Origin of the sequence: Microbacterium oryzae (assembly GCF_009735645.1) — a bacterium.
In the GTDB taxonomy this organism is placed as follows: Bacteria; Actinomycetota; Actinomycetes; order Actinomycetales; family Microbacteriaceae; genus Microbacterium; species Microbacterium oryzae.
Genome location: NZ_CP032550.1, coordinates 1,434,103 through 1,455,436 on the forward strand (window position 1 = coordinate 1,434,103; position 21,334 = coordinate 1,455,436).

Below are 21,334 nucleotides of genomic sequence, written 5' to 3' on the forward strand. Positions count from 1 at the left end.
GCTGGGACCGTGCGGGGGCTTCGCAGAATTGCGACGGTGGCTTTGAACGTGCTATTCAGCACCCACCGGGACTTCCCTCACAGTACCACCTTTGAAATCGACGGCGAGCATGAGGGCGTCCCACGGGGTGTCTGCGATCTGCGCGACGAGCTCGGCCGCCTCGAGACGGCGACCGGGGCCATCCGCGAGCACGAGCACGCTGGGGCCGGCGCCCGAGACGACGGCCGCGAACCCCTCCGCACGCAGCGCCTGCACGAGCCGGTTGGTCTCGGGCATGGCCTCCGCGCGGTAGTTCTGGTGGAGCTTGTCGTCGGTCGCGGCCAGCAGCAGCTCGGGGCTCTGCGTGAGCGCGGCGATGAGGAGGGCCGAGCGCGAGACGTTGAACACGGCGTCCTCGCGCGGCACCTGCAGCGGCTGCAGGGTGCGGGCGAGCGAGGTCGACATGGTCGTCTCCGGCACGAAGACGACGGGCGCGACGCCGCGGTGCACGAGCAGCTTCTTGTGCTGCGGGCCGGTCTCGTCCATCCACGCGATCGTGAGCCCGCCGAACAGCGCGGGCGCGACGTTGTCGGGGTGTCCCTCCAGCTCGGTCGCGAGGCGCAGCAGGTCGTTCTCCGACAGCTCCACCTCGCCCTCGAGCAGGCCCTTCGCCGCGAGCACGCCGGCCGAGACCGCCGCGCCCGACGAGCCCAGACCTCGCCCGTGCGGCACGCCGTTGTGAGCGACGAGCCGCAGGCCGGGAGCGGGGCGGTCGACGTCGGCGAAGACGTGGCGGATGGCCCGCACGATCAGGTGGGAGCCGTCACGCGGGATGTGCTCGGCTCCCGAGCCGCTGACCTCGATCTCGAGCTCGCCCTCGGGCAGGGTCGTGACGGTGAGCTCGTCGTACGCCGACAGCGCGAGACCCAGGGTGTCGAACCCGGGGCCGAGGTTGGCGCTCGTGGCCGGCACGCGGACGTGCACCGAGCGCCGAGGTGGCGTCACGCGGGCGCTCCGACGGGCGAGAGTCCCAGCACCTCGGCGACGTCGCGGGGCGCGGCGTCGACGACGGTCGGGGTGACCTGCGACCCATCCTCCTGCGTGAGGGCCCACTGCGGGTCCTTCAGGCCGTGGCCGGTGACGGTGATCGTCACGCGCGATCCGGCGGGGATGACGCCCGCGGCCGAGCGCTCCAGCAGACCCGCGACGCCGATGGCCGAGGCCGGCTCGACGAAGACGCCGGCGGTGCTGGCGAGCAGCTTCTGCGCGGCGAGGATGGCCTTGTCCGAGATCGCACCGAAGTAGCCGTCGGTCTTCTCCCGCGCGTCGAGAGCGAGCTCCCACGAGGCGGGGTTGCCGATGCGGATGGCCGTGGCGATGGTCTCGGGGTTGCGCACGACCTCGCCGCGGACGATGGGCGCGGAGCCCTCGGCCTGGAAGCCGAACATGCGCGGCACGCGCGTCGAGGTGCCGGCGGCCGCCTCCTCCATGAACCCGCGCGAGTAGGCGGTGTAGTTGCCCGCGTTGCCGATCGGGATGAAGTGGAAGTCGGAGGCGTCGCCGAGCTGCGAGACGACCTCGTACGCCGCGGTCTTCTGGCCCTCGATGCGGTCGGGATTGACCGAGTTCACGAGGTGCACGGGGTAGTTCTCGCTGAGCTCGCGCGCGATCTCGAGGCAGTCGTCGAAGTTGCCGCGGATCTGGATGAGCTGCCCGCCGTGGATGACGGCCTGGCTGAGCTTGCCCATGGCGATCTTGCCCTCGGGCACGAGCACGGCGGCGGTGATGCCGGCGTGCGCGGCGTAGGCGGCGGCGGACGCCGACGTGTTGCCGGTGGAGGCGCAGATGACGGCCTTCGCGCCGTGCTCGACCGCGCGCGAGAGGGCGACGGTCATGCCGCGGTCCTTGAAGGAGCCGGTCGGGTTCATGCCCTCGAACTTGATCCAGACATCCGCGCCGGTCATCTCCGACAGCACGCGCGCCGGGACGAGCGGCGTGCCGCCCTCGCCGAGCGTCACGACGGTCGAGGCGTCGGTGACGCCCAGACGGTCGGCGAATTCGCGCATCACTCCGCGCCAGACGTGTGCCATGGTCATTCTCCTTCCACGCGCAGCACGGACGCCACGCGCACGACGACATCGCTCTCGGCCAGGCGGGCGACAGTGTCGCCGAGTGCCTGCTCGCGAGCCCTGTGGGTTCCGATCACGATGCGGGCGGTGCCCTCGTCATCGACGGTCTGCTCGACGGTCGCCGCGGAGACGCCGCCGTCGTTGAGGATGCCGGCGATCACGGCGAGGACGCCCTGCTCGTCGGACACCTCGAGGGTGATCTGGTAGCGGGTGCTGATCCGGCCGATCTCGGCGGTCGGCAGGCTCTGCCGCGCCGACTCCCCCACGCCCACGCCGCCGGCGATGTGGCGGCGGGCGGCGGAGACGACGTCGCCGAGCACGGCCGACGCGGTCTGCACGCCGCCGGCCCCCGCGCCGTAGAACATGAGCGGGCCGGCGGCCTCGCCCTCGACGAACACCGCGTTGTTGCCGCCGTGCACGGTGGCCAGCGGGTGCTCGCGGCTGATGAGCGCGGGATACACGCGCACCGAGATCGCCTCGCCGTCGGCGTCGGCGAGCCGCTCGCAGATGGCCAGCAGCTTGATGACGAAGCCCGCGCGGCGGGCGCCCTCGATCATGTCGGCGGTGATCGACTCGATGCCCTCGCGGTGCACGTCGTCCATCGACACCTCGGTGTGGAACGCGAGGCTGGCGAGGATGGCCGCCTTCTGCGCGGCGTCGTAGCCCTCGAGATCGAGGGTGGGATCGGCCTCGAGGTACCCGAGGTCGGTGGCGAGCCGCTGCGCGTCCTCGGCGGAGAGGCCCTCGCGGTCCATCTTGTCGAGGATGAAGTTCGTCGACCCGTTCACGATCCCGAAGATGCGCACGATCCGGTCGCCGGCGAGGGAGTCCTTCAGCGGGCGGATGATCGGGATGGCCCCGGCCACGGCCGCCTCGTAGGAGACGGATGCGCCGACCTGGTCGGCGGCGTCGAAGATCTCCGGCCCGTGCTGGGCGAGCAGCGCCTTGTTGCCCGTGACGACGTCGGCGCCCGAGTTCAGCGCGGTGAGGATGTGCGTGCGAGCGGGCTCGATGCCGCCCATCAGCTCGATGACGATGTCGGCGCCGACGATGAGGCTCTCGGCGTCGGTCGTGAGCAGCTCGCGCGGCAGGTCGACGTCGCGCGGGGCGTCGAGGTCGCGCACGAGAATGCCCGCGAGTTCGAGGCGGGCTCCGCTGCGCTCGGCGAAGTCGTCGCCGTGCTCGCGCAGCAGGCGCGCGACCTGCGATCCGACGGAACCGGCGCCCAGCAGGGCGACCCTCAGCGTGCGATGGTCGATCATCCTTCTCCCTCTTCGGCCGTGGGACCGCTGTCGAGCCCGGCGTCGCGGGCGAGCAGATCGTCGATCGTCTCGCCGCGCACGATGACGCGGGCGCTTCCCGCTCGCACCGCCACGACGGGCGGGCGCGGGACATGGTTGTAGTTGCTCGCGAGCGGCACCGTGTACGCGCCGGTCACCGGCACGGCGAGCAGGTCGCCGGGGGTGACGTCGCCGGGAAGGTACTCGTGGTCGACGACGACGTCGCCCGACTCGCAGTGCATGCCGACCACGCGCACGAGCGCGGGGCCGTCGACGCCCTCGCGCGAGGCGATGCGCGCGGAGTACTGCGCCTCGTAGAGCGCGGGGCGCGCGTTGTCGCTCATGCCGCCGTCGACGCTCACGTACAGGCGCTCGGCGTCGCCGTCGTCGGTCGCGACGTGCACGGGCTTGATCGTGCCGACCTCGTAGAGCGTCACGCCCGCGGTCCCGATCACGCTGCGGCCGGGCTCGAAGGCGAGCGTCGGCAGGGGGATGCCTCGCGCCGCGCACTCGTCGGCGACGGCGTCGACGATGCCGTCGGCGAGCTCCTCGATGGGCGACGGGTCGTCGGCGCGCGTGTAGGCGATGCCGAAGCCGCCGCCGAGGTTCAGCACCGGGATGTCGCCGCCGGCCAGCAGGCGCTCGTGCAGCTCGACGACCCGTGAGGCGGACTCGCGGAAGCCGGCGACGCCGAAGATCTGCGACCCGATGTGGCAGTGGAGCCCCGCGAAGGCGAGGTGCGGCAGCTCGCGGATGCGCGCGACGGCCTCCTCGGCGGCGGCGAGGGTGAAGCCGAACTTCTGGTCCTCGTGCGCGGTCGCGAGGAAGTGGTGGGTCTCGGCGTGCACGCCGCTGTTCACCCGCACGAGCACGGTCTGGTCGGCGTCGAGGCGCTCGGTGATCGCGGCCAGGCGCTCGATCTCGATCGCGGAGTCGACGATGATCGTGCCGACGCCGGCCGTCACCGCACGCTCGAGCTCCCACATCCGCTTGTTGTTGCCGTGGTAGCCGATGCTCGCGGCGGGGACGCCGGCCGCGAGGGCGACCGCGAGCTCGCCGCTCGAGCAGACGTCCACGTGGAGGCCGGCCGCGACCATCCAGCGCGCGATCTCGGCGCTGAGGAACGCCTTCCCCGCGTAGTAGACGCGTGCCGAGCCGCCACGGCGGGCGGCGGCGGCGTCGAACGCGGTGCGGGTGCGGGCGGCTCGCGTGCGCGCCTCGTCCTCGTCGATCACGACGAGCGGCGTGCCGAACTCGCGGGCGAGGGCGGGAGCCGATGCGCCGGCGACGACGAGCGCGCCGGTCGCGTCACGGACGGCCGACGCGGGCCACACGCCGGGCGCGAGGTCGTTGGGGTCGGCGGGGGGCGTGAGCCATGCGGGCGCGAGGGCGGACGAGGACACGGGTCACCAATCGTGGGAATGGGGTTCGCCGCGGCGCGGGATGCTCACGTCGCCGCGGTGACTGAGAGTCTATGGCACGCTCTCGCCGCCCGCGTCCGCACCGCGACGCGCGGCGACACGCGGCTCAGACGCAGCCGGCCGATGCCCAGGCGCGGATGTCGGCGGCGGCGCCGTCGGCGAGCGACAGACGCACGACGAGTTCTGCGTGCTCGACGTCCGCGGAGACGACCTCGAGGCCATCCGGCAGCGCGTCGCCGTCGCACACGACGAGCGGCTCGGCGAGGGCGCTCAGATCGATCGGCGCCTGGGCGAGCGTGTCGGCCGTGAGCTCGAGGCCGCCGACGCGGATCGACTCCGGGGCGAGGACGACGTCGCCGTCCTGCACGCCGGGCACCGCGCTGAAGGCCAGCGGGATGGGCACCCCGAACAGCGACGCGGTCGTCGAGAGCTCGGCGGCCGGGCCGGGGAGCGACACGTCGATGTCGCCCCACGACAGCCAGCCGCCGCCGACCTCGTCGAGCAGCGCATCGACATCCGCCTCATCGAGCGCGATGCGCGCGGTGCCGCCGAGCGCGCCGAGGTCTTCGCCGCGCACGGGCACGCCGTGCGCGCGGATCGCGACGTCGCCGGAGAGGCCGCCGACCGAGACGTCGTCGCTGCGGACCGACAGGTCGTCGAGGCGACCGGCGATGAGCTGCGCGAGCACGATCCCCCCGACGCCGACGTCGATCCGCTGGTCGGCGGGCAGATCCAGCTCGGAGACGATCGTCTCCCGCACGCGCTGCTCGACCATCCGTCGCGCGACGAGCTCGCCGACCACGAGCACCGCCACGACGAGCACGATCGCAACCCCCGCGGCGATGAGCGCGCGAACCCGCCGACGCGCCGTCACGTCACATCCGCTCGGGGGCGCTGACGCCGAGCAGGTGCAGGCCGTTGCGGAGCACCTGGCCGGTGGCGTCGTTCAGCCACAGGCGGGTGCCGTGCACGGGCTCCACCGGCTCGTCGCCCTTGGGCGTGACGCGGCAGTTGTCGTACCAGCGGTGGTAGAGCCCGGCGAGCTCCTCGAGGTACCGGGCGATGCGGTGCGGCTCGCGCAGCTCGGCGGCGAAGGCCACGATGCGCGGGAACTCCTGCAGGGCGCCCAGCAGCGCGCTCTCGGTCTCGTGGTCGAGCAGCTCGGGCGCGAACGTCGAGCGGTCGACGCCCGAGTCGACCGCGTTGCGCGCGACGTTGTGGGTGCGGGCGTGCGCGTACTGCACGTAGAAGACGGGGTTGTCGTTCGTGCGCTTGCGCAGCTGCTCGGGGTCGAGCGCGAGGGGCGAGTCGGCGGGGTACCGCGCGAGCGAGTAGCGCAGCGCATCGGTGCCGATCCACGAGATGAGGTCGTCCATCTCGATGATGTTGCCCGCGCGCTTGGAGAGCCGCGCGCCGTTGACCGACACGAGCTGCCCGATGAGCACCTCGATGTCCTTCTGCGGGTCGTCGCCGGCGGCGCCCGCGAGCGCCTTCAGACGGTGCACGTAGCCGTGATGGTCGGCGCCCAGCAGGTAGATCTTGTGCTGGTAGCCGCGGTCGGACTTGCTCAGGTAGTACGCGGCGTCGGCGGCGAAGTACGTGTAGATCTCGCTGTCCGAGCGGCGGACGACGCGGTCCTTGTCGTCGCCGAACGTCGTGGTGCGCACCCACACCGCGCCGCCGTCCTCGAAGACGTGGCCCTGCGCCGCGAGACGGTCGATCGCCTCGTCGATCGCGCTGGCGCCGCCATCCTTCGCGTGCAGCGTGCGCTCGCTGAAGAACACGTCGAAGTGCACGTTGAACGTCTCGAGCGACTGCTGGATCTCGCGCAGCTGGCGCGCGTACGCGAGCTCGCGCGCGGTGGCGAGCTGCGCCTCGGGGTCGAGCTCGAGCAGGTCGGGTCGCTCGGCGAGCACGGCCTGCGCGAGGTCGGCGATGTACTGGCCGGGGTAGCCGCCCTCGGGGGTGGGCTCCCCCTTCGCGCTCGCGAGCACGCTGGCGCCGAACTTGTCCATCTGCGCGCCGGCGTCGTTGACGTAGTACTCGCTGACGAGGTCGGCGCCGCTGGCCTTCAGCACGCGGGCGATGGAGTCGCCGAGCGCCGCCCAGCGGGTGTGGCCGATGTGGAGCGGGCCGGTCGGGTTCGCGCTGACGAACTCGAGGTTGATGGTGTTGCCGACCTGCGTCTCGTTGCGGCCGTAGGCGTCGCCCGCATCGACGATCGTCTTCGCGAGGGCGCCAGCCGCTGCGGCATCGAGGCGGATGTTGATGAAGCCCGGGCCCGCGACCTCGGCGGACGCGACGCCCTCGACCGCGGCGAGCGCGTCGGCGATCTCCTGGCCGAGCTCGCGCGGGTTCGCGCCGAGGCGCTTGGCGAGCTTCATGGCGATGTTGGTGGCCCAGTCGCCGTGATCGCGGTTCTTGGGGCGCTCGAAGGCGACGTCGCCGGCGGCGAGGTCGAAGGACTCCTCCGGCCGGCGTCGCTCGACGATCGGGGTGAGGACGGCGAGCAGGGCGGCGGCGAGGGAATCCGGGTTCATAGCGGGTCGAGTTTACCGGGCCGTCCGGAGCGCTCGCCGCGAGCGCCTATCCTCGACACCATGACCCTGGCGCACCCGAAACGCCATGTCGCCGTGGTGCTCGCCGCGGCTGGCTTCCTCCTCCTCGGCACCGTCCTCGTGCTGGGCCTCTGGCGACCCTGGGCGCCGCTCGAGACCCCCGCCGCGGTCGCCGCCGGGCCGACGTCGAGCGACGTCGCGCCCGCCCCGCCGTCGCAGCTCTCGCTGCCCGACGATCCGTCCGTGCTCGTGTTCGGCGACTCCTGGACCTACGGGTCCGCCGCCACCGAGCGCACCCTCGGCTACGCCTACCGCTTCGGCGCGCTCGAGGGCTGGCGCACGACCGTGGACGGGGTGCGCGGCAGCGGGTACCTCAAGCCCGGTCGCGACGGTCCCGACTTCGGCGAGCGGATGGCCGCGCTCGATCCGCGTCTCGCCCCCGACCTCATCGTGGTGCAGGGATCGATCAACGACCGCCACCAGGACCTGTCGCGCTACGACGCCGCCGTCGACGCGGCGTGGGACACGCTCGAGGCCACCTACCCCGACGCGTCGGTCGTCGTGCTCGGCCCCGCCCCGCAGGTGCTTCCCGTCGAGACGCCCACGGCGGAGATCGACGAGCGCCTCACGCGCCTCGCGGCCGATCGCGGCTGGCCGTACATCTCCCCCGTGCAGGAGGAGTGGATCACCGAGGACGACTACACGCATCTCATCGACACCTCGAAGCGCGGCGCGGACCACCCCTCGGATGCGGGCCACGCCTACCTCGCCGAGCGCCTCGCGGCGGCCGTCGACGCGATGACCGCGCCGCTGCAGGTGGAGGCCGCCGAACCGCAGGTCGAGCCCGCCGCGCCCGTGGTGTCCGACGTGTACGAGGCACCCTCCGCGCGCTGATAGGCTCGAGCAGCACGCCTCCGTAGCTCAGGGGATAGAGCGCCGGTTTCCGGTACCGAAGGTCGGGGGTTCGAATCCCTCCGGGGGCACCGATGCGAAGGCCCCGCTCGTGATGAGCGGGGCCTTCGCCATGTCCGGTCGCGTCAGGCGCCTCCTCGCCGAGGTTGAGATGATCGTCGTATGCCCGCACGCCACGTCTTCGACCTCGCTCGCGTCGGCGCCGGGCTCACGGTGTCGGCGGCGCAGGCGCGGCTCGAAGCCGCTGCCGACGGCGCCCTGGTGGTCACCGCTCCCCCCGGCACCGGCAAGACGACGTTCGTGCCGCCGCTCGTGGCGAACCTCGTGCCCGGCCGCGTGCTCCTCACGCAGCCGCGACGGGTGGCGGTGCGGGCCGCCGCGCGCCGCATCGCGCAGCTCGACGGATCGCCGCTCGGCGGGCCCGTCGGCTTCACGGTCCGCGGCGAGCGCGAGGTGTCGGACGCGACGCGCGTCGAAGCGCTCACTCCCGGCGTGCTGCTGCGGCGCCTGCTCGCCGACCCTGCCCTCGAGGGCGTCGACGCGGTCGTGCTTGACGAGGTGCACGAGCGCTCCCTGGACAGCGACCTGCTGCTCGGGATGCTGGCGGAGGTCCGGGCCCTCCGCGACGACCTGCTCGTCGTCGCGATGTCGGCCACCGTCGACGCCGAGCCGATCGCGGCCCTCCTCGGCGACGCGACGGTCGTCGACGTCCCCTCGCCGCTCCATCCGCTCGCCATCGAGTACGCGCCGATGGACGGGCCGCGCCTGGACATCCGCGGCGTCACCCGTCCGTTCCTCCAGCACGTCGCGGACGTCACCGCGGCGGCCCGCCGCGAGGACGACGCGCTCGTGTTCCTGCCGTCCGCGCGCGACGTCGACGAGGTCGTGCGGCTCCTTCGCGAGCGCGGCGCGGATGCCCTCCCGCTGCACGGGCGCCTGTCCGCACGGGACCAGGACCGGGCCATCCGCGGGCGAGGCGCGGGCGAGCCGCCGCGCATCATCGTGTCGACCGCACTGGCGGAGAGCTCGCTCACCGTGCCCGGCGTGCGCCTGGTCATCGACGCGGGGCTGTCGCGCGAGGTGCGACGCGACCGTGCTCGCGACATGACGGGCCTGGTGACGGTGAGCGCGTCGCGCGCGAGCGCCGATCAGCGCGCAGGACGCGCGGCTCGGCAGGGACCGGGCCGGGCCATCCGCCTCTACGCGCAGGCGGACTTCGCGCGGATGGTCCCTGCCGCACCTCCCGAGATCGCCTCGGCCGATCTCGTGGACGGCGCGCTCCTCCTCGGCGCCTGGGGCACGCCGGGCGGCGAGGGCCTCGCCCTGCTCACGCCGCCGCCACCCGGCGCGATGGCGAGCGCGCTGGCGGTGCTCCGCGAGCTCGCCCTCGTCGACGGCGACGGCCGCCCGACGGAACTCGGCCGCCGCATCGCGACGCTGCCGGTCGGCGTGCGCGAGGCGCGGGCGCTGCTGGATGGCGCGGCCGAGCTCGCCGACGCCCGTGCAGCCGCCGAGGTGGTCGCGGCGATCTCCGACGACCACCGCGACGCCGACGCCGACCTGCCGCGACTGCTGCGCGGGCTGCGGGACGACCGCGCGCCGGGCGCCGCGCGATGGCGGCGGGAGGCGACGCGGCTCGCGCGGATCGCGGGTGCGGGGGCGGGGGCGCGCAGGGGCGCGAGCGCCGGTGCGGCGGGGATCGTGGTCGCGCTCGCCCGTCCGGACTGGATCGCTCGTCGGACGGGCGAGGGCTCCCGCAGCTACCTGCTCGCGAGCGGCACGCGCGCTGCGCTCCCCGAGGGCAGCGCGCTCCTCGCGTCGGAGTGGATCGCCGTGCACGATGTCCAGCGGGCGGATGGCCGTGCCGCCGACGGGACCGGTGCCGTGATCCGGCTGGCCGCCCCGCTGAGCGAGGAGGAGGCGCTGCACGTCGGCGCGCCGCTTCTCGTCGCCGAGCGCTCGGCGCGGATCGACGGCGGACGCGTGCGGGTGCGCCTCGAGCGGCGGCTCGGCGCGATCGTGCTGGCGTCGACGCCCGCGGCTGCCGAACCGGGCGATGTGGGTCATGCAATGGTGGCGCACCTGCGGGCGGAGGGTCTCGAGGCTCTCGACTGGACGGAGACGGCGGCGGCGCTCCGCGGTCGGCTGGCCCTGCTGCACCGGCACCTCGGTGCTCCCTGGCCCGCGGTCGACGACGACGCGCTGCTCGACCGGCTCGACGACTGGCTCGAACCCGACCTCGCGCGGATGCGGCCCGATGCCTCGCTCCGCGGCATCGACGTCGCCGGCGCGCTGCGCCGCCTGCTGCCGTGGCCGGAGGCCGCGCGCATCGACGAGCTCGCTCCCGAGCGGCTGGCGGTGCCCTCGGGCTCCACGGCGCGGATCGCCTACCCCGCTGCCGACGACGCGGCGGGCCTGCCCGTGGTGGCCGTGAAGCTGCAGGAGGTCTTCGGCCTCGCCCGCACTCCGCGGCTCGTCGGCGGACGGGTGCCGGTGCTGTTCCATCTCCTCTCCCCCGCGCGCCGCCCGCTCGCCGTGACCGCCGACCTGGAGTCGTTCTGGAACGGACCGTACCAGGACGTCCGTAAGGAGATGCGCGGGCGCTACCCGCGCCATCCCTGGCCCGAAGATCCGTGGACCGCGCCCGCCACCGCCAAGACGAACCGGCGCCTGGCGGGCGGCTGAGGCCCGACGGCGGGACACGTCGCAGGAGATCCGACCCCGCTCGGCGCTGACAGCCGCGTGTTTCCGCGATCCGGATGGCCGGGGCCGACCGGATCTCCTGCGGCGTGTCCGGCGCGCGGCGCAGCAGGTGAAGCGCGAACGCTCCGCGGGTCAGGCGCGCAGGCCCAGGGCGAACGGAAGCACGGCCGTCGCTCCGGCCGCGCGGAGTTCGCGGGCGGCGAGGGTCAGCGTCCAGCGGCTGTCGGCGAGGTCGTCGACGAGGAGCACGGGGCCGGCCGGCACGTCGACGCCCGCGGCGGACAGGTGGCCATGCAGGTCCGCGACGCGGAAGGCGCTGTTGCCGCCCGGGCGTCCGACCGGCGCGGCGGGGTCGAGCGCGAGCGCGCCGAGGTAGGGCAGGCGTCCGATGCCGGCAATTCCCTGCGCGGTCGAGGCGACGAGCTGCGGACGCGAGCGCGAGGGAACGGACACGACGGCGACCGGCCGCTCCTGCCATCCCCACCCGGCGAGCACGCGCACGCACGCGTCGAGCAGACGCTGCGGCACCGGCTGGTCGGGAGCGCCCGCGGCGAAGAGCTCGCGGAGGGCGCCGCCCCAGCCGAGGTCGGTGAGGCGTGCGAGCGCTCGCCCCTCCGCGGCCTGCTGCTCGGCGGGGATGCGTCCTTTGAGGGGCACGCCGAGCCGGTCGAGACCCGAGGGCCACTGGCGCCGCGGCTCGATGGGCACCCCGACGCGGTCGAGCGCGGACGCGGCCGACGCCGACACGGCCTGCCCGATCTCGGCGGACAACCACGGCCCCGCGCAGTTGTCGCACCGGCCGCAGGGTTCGGCGGTGTCGTCGTCGAGCCGGCGCTGCAGGAACTCCATGCGGCACGCGGTCGTCGTCTGGTACTCGAGCATGTGCTCCTGCTCGGCGCGGCGCTCGGCCGCGATGCGGTCGTAGCGCTCGGCGTCGTACGTCCACGGCTCGCCGGTCGCGACCCATCCGCCCCGTTCGCGGCGCACGGCCCCGTCGACGTCGAGCACCTTCAGCAGCAGCTCGAGCGGCGTGCGGCGGATGTCGACGAGCGCCTCGAGGGCGACGGTCGAGAGCGGCCCGTGCGCATCGCGGAGCGCGGACAGCACGCGCTCGGCCCGCTCCTGGTCGGGCATCGACGCGGTGGCGAAGTAGTGCCAGATGTCGCGATCCTCCGGGCCGGGGAGCAGCACGACGTCGGCGGACTCCGTCGCACGGCCCGCGCGCCCCACCTGCTGGTAGTACGCGACCGGCGACGACGGCGCCCCGAGATGCAGCACGAAGCCGAGGTCGGGCTTGTCGAACCCCATGCCGAGCGCGCTCGTCGCGACGAGCGCCTTCACCTCGTTGCGCTTGAGCATGGCCTCCGACTCCGCGCGCTCGTCGGCGTCGCTCTGCCCGGTGTAGGCGCGCACCTCGTGGCCGTGGTCGCGGAGGAGCCGCGCGGTGTCGTTCGCCGCGGCCACGGTGAGGGTGTAGATGATGCCCGAACCCGGCAGCTCGTCGAGGTGGCTGAGCAGCCAGGCCAGGCGGGCCGTCGCGTCGGGAAGCCGGAGGACGCTCAGCCGCAGCGAGGATCGCGCGAGCGGTCCGCGGATCGTGGTGACGCCATCCGCCCCCAGCTGCTCGACGACGTCGGCGACCACGCGGCTGTTGGCGGTCGCGGTCGTGGCGAGGACGGGCACCGTCGGCGGCATCTGCGCGATCAGGTCGCGGAGGCGCCGGTAGTCGGGTCGGAAATCGTGCCCCCAGTCGCTGATGCAGTGCGCCTCGTCGACGACGAGCATGCCGATGCGGCGCACGAGGGCGGGCAGCTGCTCGTCGCGGAACGACGGGTTGTTGAGCCGCTCGGGCGAGACGAGGAGGACGTCGACCTCGTCGGCGTCGAGCTGTGCGAGGACCTCGGTCCACTCGTGCGCGTTGGTGGAGTTGATGGCGACGGCCCGCACGCCCGCGCGCTGAGCGGCGGCGATCTGATCGCGCATGAGAGCGATGAGCGGCGAGACGAGGACGGTCGGCCCCGCTCCGGCGTCGCGGAGCAGGCGTGTGGCGACGAAGTACACCGCCGATTTGCCCCACCCGGTGCGCTGGACGACGAGCGCTCGGCGCCGCCCGCCGACGAGCGCTTCGATCGCCTCGTACTGTCCCTCGTGGAAGTCGGCGTCGTCCCGGCCGACGAGCCGGCGCAGGGCGACGAGAGCGGATGTGCGCAGGGCGTCGTCGGTCATGTCTCCAGCCTCGCACGGGCCTCTGACACCGAGCCGGGGCGCTCCCCTACCGGAGCGCGAAGAACGGGTCGGGCTGGCCACCGGTGGCGAGTGCCGCGAGGTGCTCGCCGAGCGCGGGCGCGAACTTGAAGCCGTGACCGGCGAACCCGGCGGCGATGACGAGCGGGCCGGCGGTGTCGAGGATGAAGTCCTCGCCCTCGCGCGAGGTGTAGGTGCAGGAGAGGAACTCGAACCGATCGGCGTCCGCGCCCGGCATCCACTCCGTCACGTACGCCCGCAGCGCGTCGACGAGATGCGGCTCGGGCGCGAAGGTGCGCGTGGCGGGCGTGACCTCGGGACCGGCGCCGTGCCATCCGATCTTCAGCCCCTCACCGGGCGAGACGAGCCCGTAGATCGGGCCCAGCCATCCGAAGCCCGACGGCTCCTCCCGGTGATTGAAGCTGAGCCATCCGCTGCCGTCGTCGCCCGCGGCGAGCGCGAAGTGGGCGGGATGCTCCTCCGTCACGCGGAGCGGCAGGTCGACCAGACCGGCGAGGAGCTCCCGTGACCAGGCTCCCGCGGCGACGACCGCGCGGCGGGCGCGCACGACGAGGTCGCCGGCGGTGACCTCGACCGCGTCGTCGCCGAGCACGCGGATGCCATCGACAGCCGTGCGGTGCCGCACGATGGCGCCGTCGCGCCCCGCGACCGCGTGGAAGGCGCGCACGGCGCGCTCCGCCCAGAGGCGTCCGCCGGCGGGAAGGAAGAGCGAGTCGCTCGCGAAGCGCATGCCGGGCCAGCGCCGCGCGGCCTCGCCGGGCGGGATCACCTCGACGTCGAAGCCGGCGGCGGGCGCGTTCTCGAGAAGCCGCGCGCGGTCGGGTAACGGACCGCGGTTGACGATGCCGGTCTGCTCGAGGAGGGTCTCCCCCGACTCGTCCTCGAGCTCGCGCCACAGCGGCAGCGCGCGCGTGAGCAGGCGCAGGTACGCGGGCTCGGCGTACGACGGGTTGAAGTTGCGGGTCGACGCGTGCGAAGCGCCGAGCGGATGGGCCGGCTCGCCTGCTTCGAGGAGCGCCACGTCCCGGCCGTCCCGCGCGAGCGCCCAGGCTGCCGATGCTCCGACCACGCCGCCGCCGATCACGACCACCTCGACGTCGATCCGCTCCGCCATCCGCCCGCCCTTCATCCGTTCGTCTGCGCTGTCCGCGCCGGTCGCGCCGTCCCCGCGGCGACGCTCCACGCTATCGGTCCGGCTGCGCTCGGCCGACGCTGCGCGGGCGCTCCGGGTGCGCGCGGCGGCTCCGGGTGCGCGCGGGCGCTCGCGTTCCGCGGTGCCGCTCCGAGAGCGCGCGAACGCTCGCGCCGTGCGTCCTCGCTCCCGCGCCACGCGTGGGGCACGCGGTCTCGGAGCGTGGGCGCGGGTTCGTGGCCGCTCGGGCAGCCGAGCCCGCGCGCTCGCTCGCGCACGGCACCGGCGCTCGTCGACCGCATCGGTGCTCCGAGACCTCGCCGGCGCTCTCAACCCGAGCGAACGCTCGCGGACAGCAGCTCGAGACTGCGCGAACGCTCGCACCCTGCGTCTCCGCTCCCGCACCGGGCGTGGGGCACGCGGTCTCGGAGCGACGGTGATGGCCCGCGACGGCCCCGCCCGCGACGGCACCCGCGACGCCCTCGCCCACCCCCGCGCCCCGGCACCCGCCCCGTCACACGAGGAAGAACGGCACGGCCCCGGGATTGTGCGCGTGGACGATCACCAGGAACACCACGGCGTCGAACAGCAGGTGCACGGTCACGACGTAGGCGAGGGAGCGCGTGCGGAGGAAGATCCACCCCTGCAGCAGCGCGAACGGGATGGTCAGCGCCGGGCCCCACGCGCGGTATCCGAGCTCCCACAGGAACGACACGAACACGATCGCCTGCAGCACATTGGCGGCCGCGATCGGGAAGTGCCGCAGCAGCAGGGCGAACACCGTGCAGATGAAGAACAGCTCGTCCCAGATGCCCACGGCGCCCACGCCGACGAACAGGCGCGCGATGAGGTCGCCGGTGTCCACGACGGGCCAGTTGCGGTACACCCCCGACGTGATGAAGTAGAACGGCAGGATCAGCCAGGCCAGCGCGAGCACCGCCGCGAGCCACGCCCACTGCAGGCGGCTCCAGCGTCCGCCGCCCCGCCACGGGAAGCTCGTCGCGCGGTCCCCGTAGACGAACCGCGACACCACGTACGGCACGACGACCGCGCCGCCGAGCGCGACCGTGAACCGCACCATCGCGGCGTTGTCGAGCTCGGCCGCGAGCGGGATCGAGCTGACGATGAGCATCCCCGCGGCCACGAGCGACAGGTCGCGGGCGAGGGATGGCCGGGGCCGGCCGGATGGCGGAGCGACCGGCCGCCACGGGGTGATGCCGTCCCGGCGGTCCGCAACGATCGCGACGGCGAGCCCGGCGGCCAGCAGCAGCCAGCCGAGCCACGGCGTGAGAAGCACGAAGAACGCCGGTGCGGCGAGGCACACGATGAGCGCGGCGAGAAGCGGCAGCGCGCGCAGCGGGGTGTCCGCTCCCCCGGCCATCCGCGCCCGCCGGGCCCCGGCCATCCGCTCAGCCCCTCGCGACGCGGCGGTAGACGAGGTCGCGGATGTCGCGCCCCTTCTCGATGCCCTTGCGCTCGAACGCGGTCATGATGCGGCCGTCGAAGCGCTCGGCCCAGTCGCCGTCGAACGCGCGCTCGAACTCCGGCGCGGCGTCGAGGACGTCGCGCATCTGGCGGGCGTAGTCCTCCCAGTCGGTGGCGAGGCGGAGGAGCCCGCCGTCGCGGAGGGCGCGGCCGGCCGTCGCGCCGAAGCCCGGGCGGATCATGCGGCGCTTGGTGTGCTTCTTCTTGTGCCACGGGTCGGAGAAGAAGATCCAGACCTCGTCGGCCGCGCCCTCCGGCAGCAGCACCTCGAGCACCTCGGGGGCGTTGGCCTCGACGAGGCGGAGGTTGCGGACCCCCGCGGCGTCGGCGTCGAGCATGGTGCGCGCAAGTCCTGCACGGAACACCTCCACGGCGAGGAAGTCGGTGTCGGGGTGCGTCGACGCGGCGTGGATGATCGCGTGCCCCTGGCCGGAGCCGATCTCGACGACGAAGCGGCCGTCGCGGCCGAACTCGTCGGCGGGCACGAAGCGCGCGTCGGGGTGCACGGAGGTCGAGGCGACCGCGCGCGGGACGTCGAAGAAGTAGGTCGGCGAGAGCTCGGCCCACGCCCGCTCCTGGCCCTCCGACATCCGCCCGCTGCGGCGGACGAACGAGACGGGATGGTCGCGGAACGTGCGGGGTTCGGGCATGGTTCCAGACTACGGTTCGACCCTCAGGGCTCCGTCACGAAGTCGATGAGCTCCTCGACCCGTCCCAGCAGCTCGGGCTCGAGGTCGCGGTAGGTCGTGACGCGCGAGAGGATCCGCTGCCACGCGAGGCCGAGGTCCTCCTTGGTCTCCGACGGCCAGCCGAGCCCCCGGCAGATCCCGGTCTTCCAGTCGATGCCGCGCGGCACGACCGGCCAGCGCGGGATGCCGACGGCCTGCGGCTTCACGCACTGCCACACGTCGACGAACGGATGGCCGACGATCTTCACGTGGGCGCCGTGGCGTCCGCGGGCGATCTGCTCCGCGATGCGGGACTCCTTCGACCCCGGCACGAGGTGGTCGACGAGCACCCCGTAGCGGCGCTTCCGCGACGGCGGCTCCTCCTCGAGCAGCTCGTGCAGCAGGTCGACGCCCTGCAGGAACTCCACCGCGACGCCCTCGACGCGGAGGTCGGCGCCCCAGACCTTCTCCACGAGCTCGGCGTCGTGCTTGCCCTCGACGAGGATGCGGCTGGGCAGCGCGACGCGAGCGCGCTGGTCCTCGACGACGAAGGATCCGGACGCGGTGCGGCGGCGGCCCTGCGGCGCGGCCGACGGCACGACGAGCGCGACGGGCTCGCCCTCGAGGAGGAACCCGGCACCGAGCGGGAAGACGCGCTTCCGGCCCTTCCAGTCCTCGAGCTCGACGCTGCCGTTCTCCACGCGCGTGATGGCGCCGCAGTAGCCGTCGCCGGCCACCTCGACGACGAGATCCAGCTCCGCGGGAACCGGCTTCGACGTCTTCTTCCCCTTGTCGCGCCATCCGGCCGCGAGCACATCCGTGCCGTACCTGTCGTCCATAGCGTCCTCCAGCCATCCATCCCACCACGCACATCGCACGATCCGACGGCGCACCGCCATCCGCTCCCAGCGAAAACGCGCGCCTTCCATCGCATGCCGCGACGTGCATAGGATCGGAACGCGGGCCCGTGGCCGCCCGCGGAGGGGATGTCGCCATGCGGGCGAGATGGACCGTGGCGCTCGGCGCCGGACTGACGCTGCTCCTCGGCGGCACCGCGTCCGCCGCGTTCGCGGAGGATCCCGTCTCACTCGACGACTCGTACGTGTACGACGGGTCCGATGTCCTCACTCCGGCCGAGGAGCAGGCGGCGCAGGAGCGCCTCGCCGCTCTGAGCGCCGACACCGACCTCGGCCTGTGGGTCGTCTACGTCGACGACTTCGAGAACCCGGCCGACGCCGTCGCGTGGGCCGACACGACCGCCGACCGGAACGGCCTCGGCAGCACCCAGTACCTCCTCGCGATCGCCACCGAGGGCCGTCAGCTCTACATCTCGGCTCCCGCCGACGGACCGGTCAGCGATCAGCGCCTCGGCGCCATCGAGCAGGACCTCTTCGACGTGCTCGGGCAGGGCGACTGGGCCGGCGCCGTCGACGTGGCGGCCGATGGCCTCGAGTCGCGTTCCGGGGGCGGCAGCAGCGGATGGCCGTGGATCATCGGCCTCGTCGTGGTCGCCGGCATCGTCATCGTCTTCGTCCTCGTCTCCCGCAAGCGCAGCCCTGCCCAGGCGGCGGGCGCGCCGCCCGTCGAGCCGGAGATCCCGCTCGACGAGCTGCAGCGCCGCGCGGCGGCTGCCCTCATCTCCACCGACGACGCGGTGAAGTCCAGCGAGCAGGAGCTCGGGTTCGCGATCGCGCAGTTCGGCGACGAGGCGACCGTGGAGTTCCGCGACGCGCTGGCCGCCGCCAAGGCCTCGCTCTCGCGCGCGTTCGAGCGCAAGCAGCAGCTCGACGACGCCGAGGAGGACGCTCCCGCCGACGTCCGCGCGTGGAACGCCGAGATCGTGTCGCTGTGCGAGCAGGCCGAGCGCTCCCTCGCCGACAAGGCGCAGGCGTTCGCGCAGCTGCGGCAGCTCGAGCAGAACGCCCCCGAGGCGCTCGCGCACGCGCAGGAGAAGCGCGCGCAGGCGAACGGCGTGGTCGCCGAGGCGCAGCGCTCGCTCGCCGATCTCGGCGCGCGGTACGCACCCGAGGCGCTCGCCACGGTGGCCGACAACCCCGAGCAGGCGCAGGCCCGGCTGACCTTCGCCGACGAGCAGCTCGCATCCGCGCAGATCGCGATCGGCGCGGGCGAGGGCGGCGAGGCGGCCGTGGCCATCCGCGATGCCGAGCAGGCCATCGCACAGGCGCGCCAGCTCGGCACCGCCGTCGACGAGCTCGGCGCCGCCCTCGGCGAGGGCGAGCGCCAGGCGGCCGACCTCATCCTCGAGCTCGAGGGCGACATGGCGGCCGCGCGGCAGCTGCCCGACGGCGACGGTCAGCTGGCCGCGGCCGTCGCCCGCACCGAGCAGCAGGTGCAGACCGCCCGGCAGAACCTCTCCGGCTCCGCCCGCCGCCCCCTGGCGATGCTCGAGGCCCTGCAGAAGGCCGACGACGAGATCGACCGCGCGCTCGCCGGCGGTCGCGATGCCGCCCAGCGCGGGCGCCGCGCCGAGCAGATGCTCGCGCAGACCCTCATCCAGGCCCGCAGCCAGGTGTCGACGGCGGAGCAGTACCTCTCCGCCCGCCGCGGCGGCGTCGGCGCCGACGCCCGCACCCGGCTCGCGCAGGCGGGCGCCGAGCTCAGCCGCGCCGAGAGCCTGCAGCAGGCCGACCCCGCCGCGTCCCTCACCCACGCGCAGTCCGCGCTGCGGCTCGCGGGCGACGCCATCTCCCTCATGCAGAACGACATGAGCGTCTTCACCGGCGGCATGGGCGGCGGCATGCTCGGCGGCGGCGGGATGGGCGGGGGCATCGGCGGCGACATCGTCGGCGGGCTGATCGGCGGCCTCATCGGCAGCTCGCTCGGCGGCGGCGGGCGGCGCTCCACCTCGGGCTGGGGCGGCGGCATGCTCGGCGGCGGCTTGGGCGGCGGCCTCGGCGGCATGCTCGGCGGCGGCCTGGGCGGCTCGACGCGCTCCGGGCGCGGCGGCTCGTTCGGCGGCCGGTCCGGGCGCTCCGGCGGCCGCAGCTTCGGCGGCGGCGGCGGACGCTCGGGACGCGGAGGAGGTGGCCGATTCTGACGCCCCACGACACTCATCACGCGACGAACCAGACCACAACCGAAAGGGAACACCGATGACCAAGCAGTCGATCTTCGGACGCATCTCGACCCTCATCAAGGCGAACGTCAACGCACTCATCGACCAGGCCGAGGACCCGCAGAAGATGCTGGACCAGCTGGTCCGCGACTACACGAACAACATCGCCGACGCCGAGGCGGCCATCGCCGAGACGATCGGCAACCTGCGCCTGCTCGAGCGCGACACCGCCGAGGACCGCCAGACCGCCGCCGAGTGGGGCAACAAGGCACTCGCCGCGAGCCGCAAGGCGGACGAGCTGCGGGCGGGGGGCAACACCGCCGACGCCGACAAGTTCGACAGCCTCGCGAAGGTCGCCCTGCAGCGCCAGGTCTCGACCGAGAACGAGATCAAGGCCGTCGAGCCCGCGCTCCAGCAGCAGACCGAGGTCGTGAACAAGCTCAAGGACGGGCTGAACGGCATGAAGGTCAAGCTCGAGCAGCTGAAGGGCAAGCGCGCCGAGCTGCTCGCGCGCGCGAAGACCGCCGAGGCGCAGAACAAGGTGCACGACGCGGTCAAGTCGATCGACGTGCTCGACCCCACCAGCGAGCTGGGCCGCTTCGAGGACAAGGTCCGCCGTCAGGAGGCCCTCGCCGCCGGCAAGGCCGAGATCGCCGCGTCGAGCCTCGACGCGCAGTTCGAGTCCCTCGAGGATGTCGGCGAGCTCACCGAGGTCGAGGCGCGCCTGGCCGCGCTGAAGGCCGGCGGCCAGCCGCAGGGCCAGCTCGGCGCCTGACCCGTTCGCCGTCGATGCCGTCCGCCCTCCGGGGCGGGCGGCATCGCCGCGTTCGGGCCGGCTCGACGCCAGACGCGCGCACGGCATCGGGCTCGCGCACGGCGTCGGGCGCGGGCAGGATGGAGGGATGGCACGCTTCCTCGTCGTCCCGCAGTGGCAGGGATCGCCCTCCTCCCGCGCGATGGCGCACATCGACGGCGCCGAGGCGATCGCCGGCGACCTCCCCCGCTCCGCCTGCACCGCGGTGCCCGTGCCCCTCGAAGCCGGCGACGCGCAGGGCACCGGCGTGCTGCGCGCCAGCGCGCTGCAGCGCGTGCGCGAGGCCGTCGCGGCCGCTCTCGACGAGGCGACGGGCGACGACACCACGGTCGTCGTGGGCGGCGACTGCGGCGTCGCGGTCCCCGCGATCGGCCGGGTCGCCGGCGACGACCTCGCCGTGGTGTGGTTCGACGCGCACGCCGACCTGCACGACCCGTCCACGTCTCCCTCGGGCGCCTACTCCGGGATGGCCCTCCGCAGCGTGCTCGGCGACGGCGAGCCGCTCCTCGCCCTGCCGCGCGGCGGCGTCGCTCCCGAGCGGGTGGTGCTCGTCGGCGCGCGCCTGCTCGAAGACGAGGAGGCCGCGTTCATCGCGGCCAGCGGCATCCGCCACCTGCCGTGCGCGGACTTCTCCCCCGCGGCGCTCGTCGAGGCGGTCGCCGCGACCGGCGCGCAGCGGATCTATGTGCACGTCGATCTCGACGTGCTCGACCCCGCGCACATGTCCGGCGTCACCGCGCCCGCGCCCTTCGGCCTCGAGCCCGCCGAGGTCGTCGCGGGCATCGCGGCGCTGCGCGCGGAGCTCCCCCTCGCGGGCGCGTCGATCGCGGGGTTCGCGCCATCGTCGCCCGCCGCCGCTGTCGACGACATGGGGGCCATCCTGCGGGTGGTCGGCGCGCTCGCGCGCTGACC

General features: G+C 73.9%; 16 protein-coding genes and 1 tRNA gene. 6 read left to right on the forward strand and 11 right to left on the reverse strand.

Annotated features, from left to right (window positions below):
• Positions 1-51: 51 nt before the first annotated feature.
• From thrB to argS, 6 genes are all read right to left on the reverse strand, one after another.
• A complete protein-coding gene (gene thrB / locus D7D94_RS06675; protein ID WP_156241877.1) occupies positions 52-984 on the reverse strand; it encodes a homoserine kinase in 933 nt (310 codons plus the stop codon).
• A complete protein-coding gene (gene thrC, locus D7D94_RS06680; protein WP_156241878.1) occupies positions 981-2,069 on the reverse strand; it encodes a threonine synthase in 1,089 nt (362 codons plus the stop codon). The genes thrB and thrC overlap by 4 nt, the downstream gene beginning before the upstream one ends.
• A gap of 2 nt (positions 2,070-2,071) precedes the next feature.
• Positions 2,072-3,370 carry a homoserine dehydrogenase gene (locus tag D7D94_RS06685; RefSeq protein WP_156241879.1) on the reverse strand — a complete coding sequence of 433 codons (1,299 nt, stop codon included), beginning with the start codon at positions 3,368-3,370 and terminating at the stop codon, positions 2,072-2,074.
• Entirely contained in the window at positions 3,367-4,791 is a 1,425-nt protein-coding gene (gene lysA, locus D7D94_RS06690; protein ID WP_156241880.1) for a diaminopimelate decarboxylase, read from the reverse strand. Before lysA ends, D7D94_RS06685 begins: the two co-directional genes overlap by 4 nt.
• A gap of 124 nt (positions 4,792-4,915) precedes the next feature.
• Positions 4,916-5,683, reverse strand: a complete 768-nt coding sequence (locus tag D7D94_RS06695) for an LmeA family phospholipid-binding protein (RefSeq protein ID WP_156241881.1) — start codon at positions 5,681-5,683, stop codon at positions 4,916-4,918.
• A 1-nt stretch (position 5,684) separates the two neighbouring features.
• Positions 5,685-7,349, reverse strand: coding sequence for an arginine--tRNA ligase (gene argS, locus D7D94_RS06700; protein ID WP_156241882.1), 1,665 nt, complete (start codon positions 7,347-7,349; stop codon positions 5,685-5,687).
• 60 nt (positions 7,350-7,409) lie between these two features.
• Here argS and D7D94_RS06705 point away from each other — a divergent pair, with 60 nt between their 5' ends.
• The 3 genes from D7D94_RS06705 to hrpB all read left to right on the forward strand — a co-directional run bounded on the left by D7D94_RS06705 (position 7,410) and on the right by hrpB (position 10,964).
• Positions 7,410-8,261: an SGNH/GDSL hydrolase family protein gene (locus D7D94_RS06705; protein ID WP_156241883.1), complete on the forward strand. Its 852-nt coding sequence runs from the start codon at positions 7,410-7,412 to the stop codon at positions 8,259-8,261.
• 16 nt (positions 8,262-8,277) lie between these two features.
• Positions 8,278-8,350, forward strand: a tRNA-Arg gene (locus D7D94_RS06710).
• A 91-nt stretch (positions 8,351-8,441) separates the two neighbouring features.
• Complete coding sequence (hrpB, locus tag D7D94_RS06715; protein WP_156241884.1) at positions 8,442-10,964, forward strand: ATP-dependent helicase HrpB; 2,523 nt, start codon at positions 8,442-8,444, stop codon at positions 10,962-10,964.
• 150 nt (positions 10,965-11,114) lie between these two features.
• Here hrpB and D7D94_RS06720 read toward each other — a convergent pair whose 3' ends face one another.
• The 5 genes from D7D94_RS06720 to D7D94_RS06740 form a co-directional block, all read right to left on the reverse strand.
• Complete coding sequence (locus tag D7D94_RS06720) at positions 11,115-13,208, reverse strand: RecQ family ATP-dependent DNA helicase (protein WP_156241885.1); 2,094 nt, start codon at positions 13,206-13,208, stop codon at positions 11,115-11,117.
• Between the two features lie 46 nt (positions 13,209-13,254).
• Positions 13,255-14,361, reverse strand: coding sequence for an FAD-dependent oxidoreductase (locus D7D94_RS06725; protein ID WP_156241886.1), 1,107 nt, complete (start codon positions 14,359-14,361; stop codon positions 13,255-13,257).
• Positions 14,362-14,893: 532 nt separating this feature from the next.
• Complete coding sequence (locus D7D94_RS06730; RefSeq protein ID WP_156243357.1) at positions 14,894-15,760, reverse strand: CPBP family intramembrane glutamic endopeptidase; 867 nt, start codon at positions 15,758-15,760, stop codon at positions 14,894-14,896.
• Positions 15,761-15,788: 28 nt separating this feature from the next.
• Positions 15,789-16,514 (reverse strand): tRNA (guanosine(46)-N7)-methyltransferase TrmB, encoded by a 726-nt coding sequence (trmB, locus tag D7D94_RS06735; protein WP_156241887.1) that lies wholly within the window; start codon positions 16,512-16,514, stop codon positions 15,789-15,791.
• A gap of 23 nt (positions 16,515-16,537) precedes the next feature.
• Complete coding sequence (locus D7D94_RS06740) at positions 16,538-17,371, reverse strand: DUF3097 domain-containing protein (protein ID WP_156241888.1); 834 nt, start codon at positions 17,369-17,371, stop codon at positions 16,538-16,540.
• A gap of 155 nt (positions 17,372-17,526) precedes the next feature.
• On the opposite strand from D7D94_RS06740, the gene D7D94_RS06745 reads away from it, so the two are divergent.
• From D7D94_RS06745 to D7D94_RS06755, 3 genes are all read left to right on the forward strand, one after another.
• Entirely contained in the window at positions 17,527-19,590 is a 2,064-nt protein-coding gene (locus D7D94_RS06745; protein ID WP_156241889.1) for a TPM domain-containing protein, read from the forward strand.
• A gap of 55 nt (positions 19,591-19,645) precedes the next feature.
• Positions 19,646-20,383: a PspA/IM30 family protein gene (locus D7D94_RS06750; protein ID WP_156241890.1), complete on the forward strand. Its 738-nt coding sequence runs from the start codon at positions 19,646-19,648 to the stop codon at positions 20,381-20,383.
• 127 nt (positions 20,384-20,510) lie between these two features.
• Positions 20,511-21,332 carry an arginase family protein gene (locus D7D94_RS06755; protein WP_156241891.1) on the forward strand — a complete coding sequence of 274 codons (822 nt, stop codon included), beginning with the start codon at positions 20,511-20,513 and terminating at the stop codon, positions 21,330-21,332.
• Positions 21,333-21,334 lie beyond the last annotated feature (2 nt).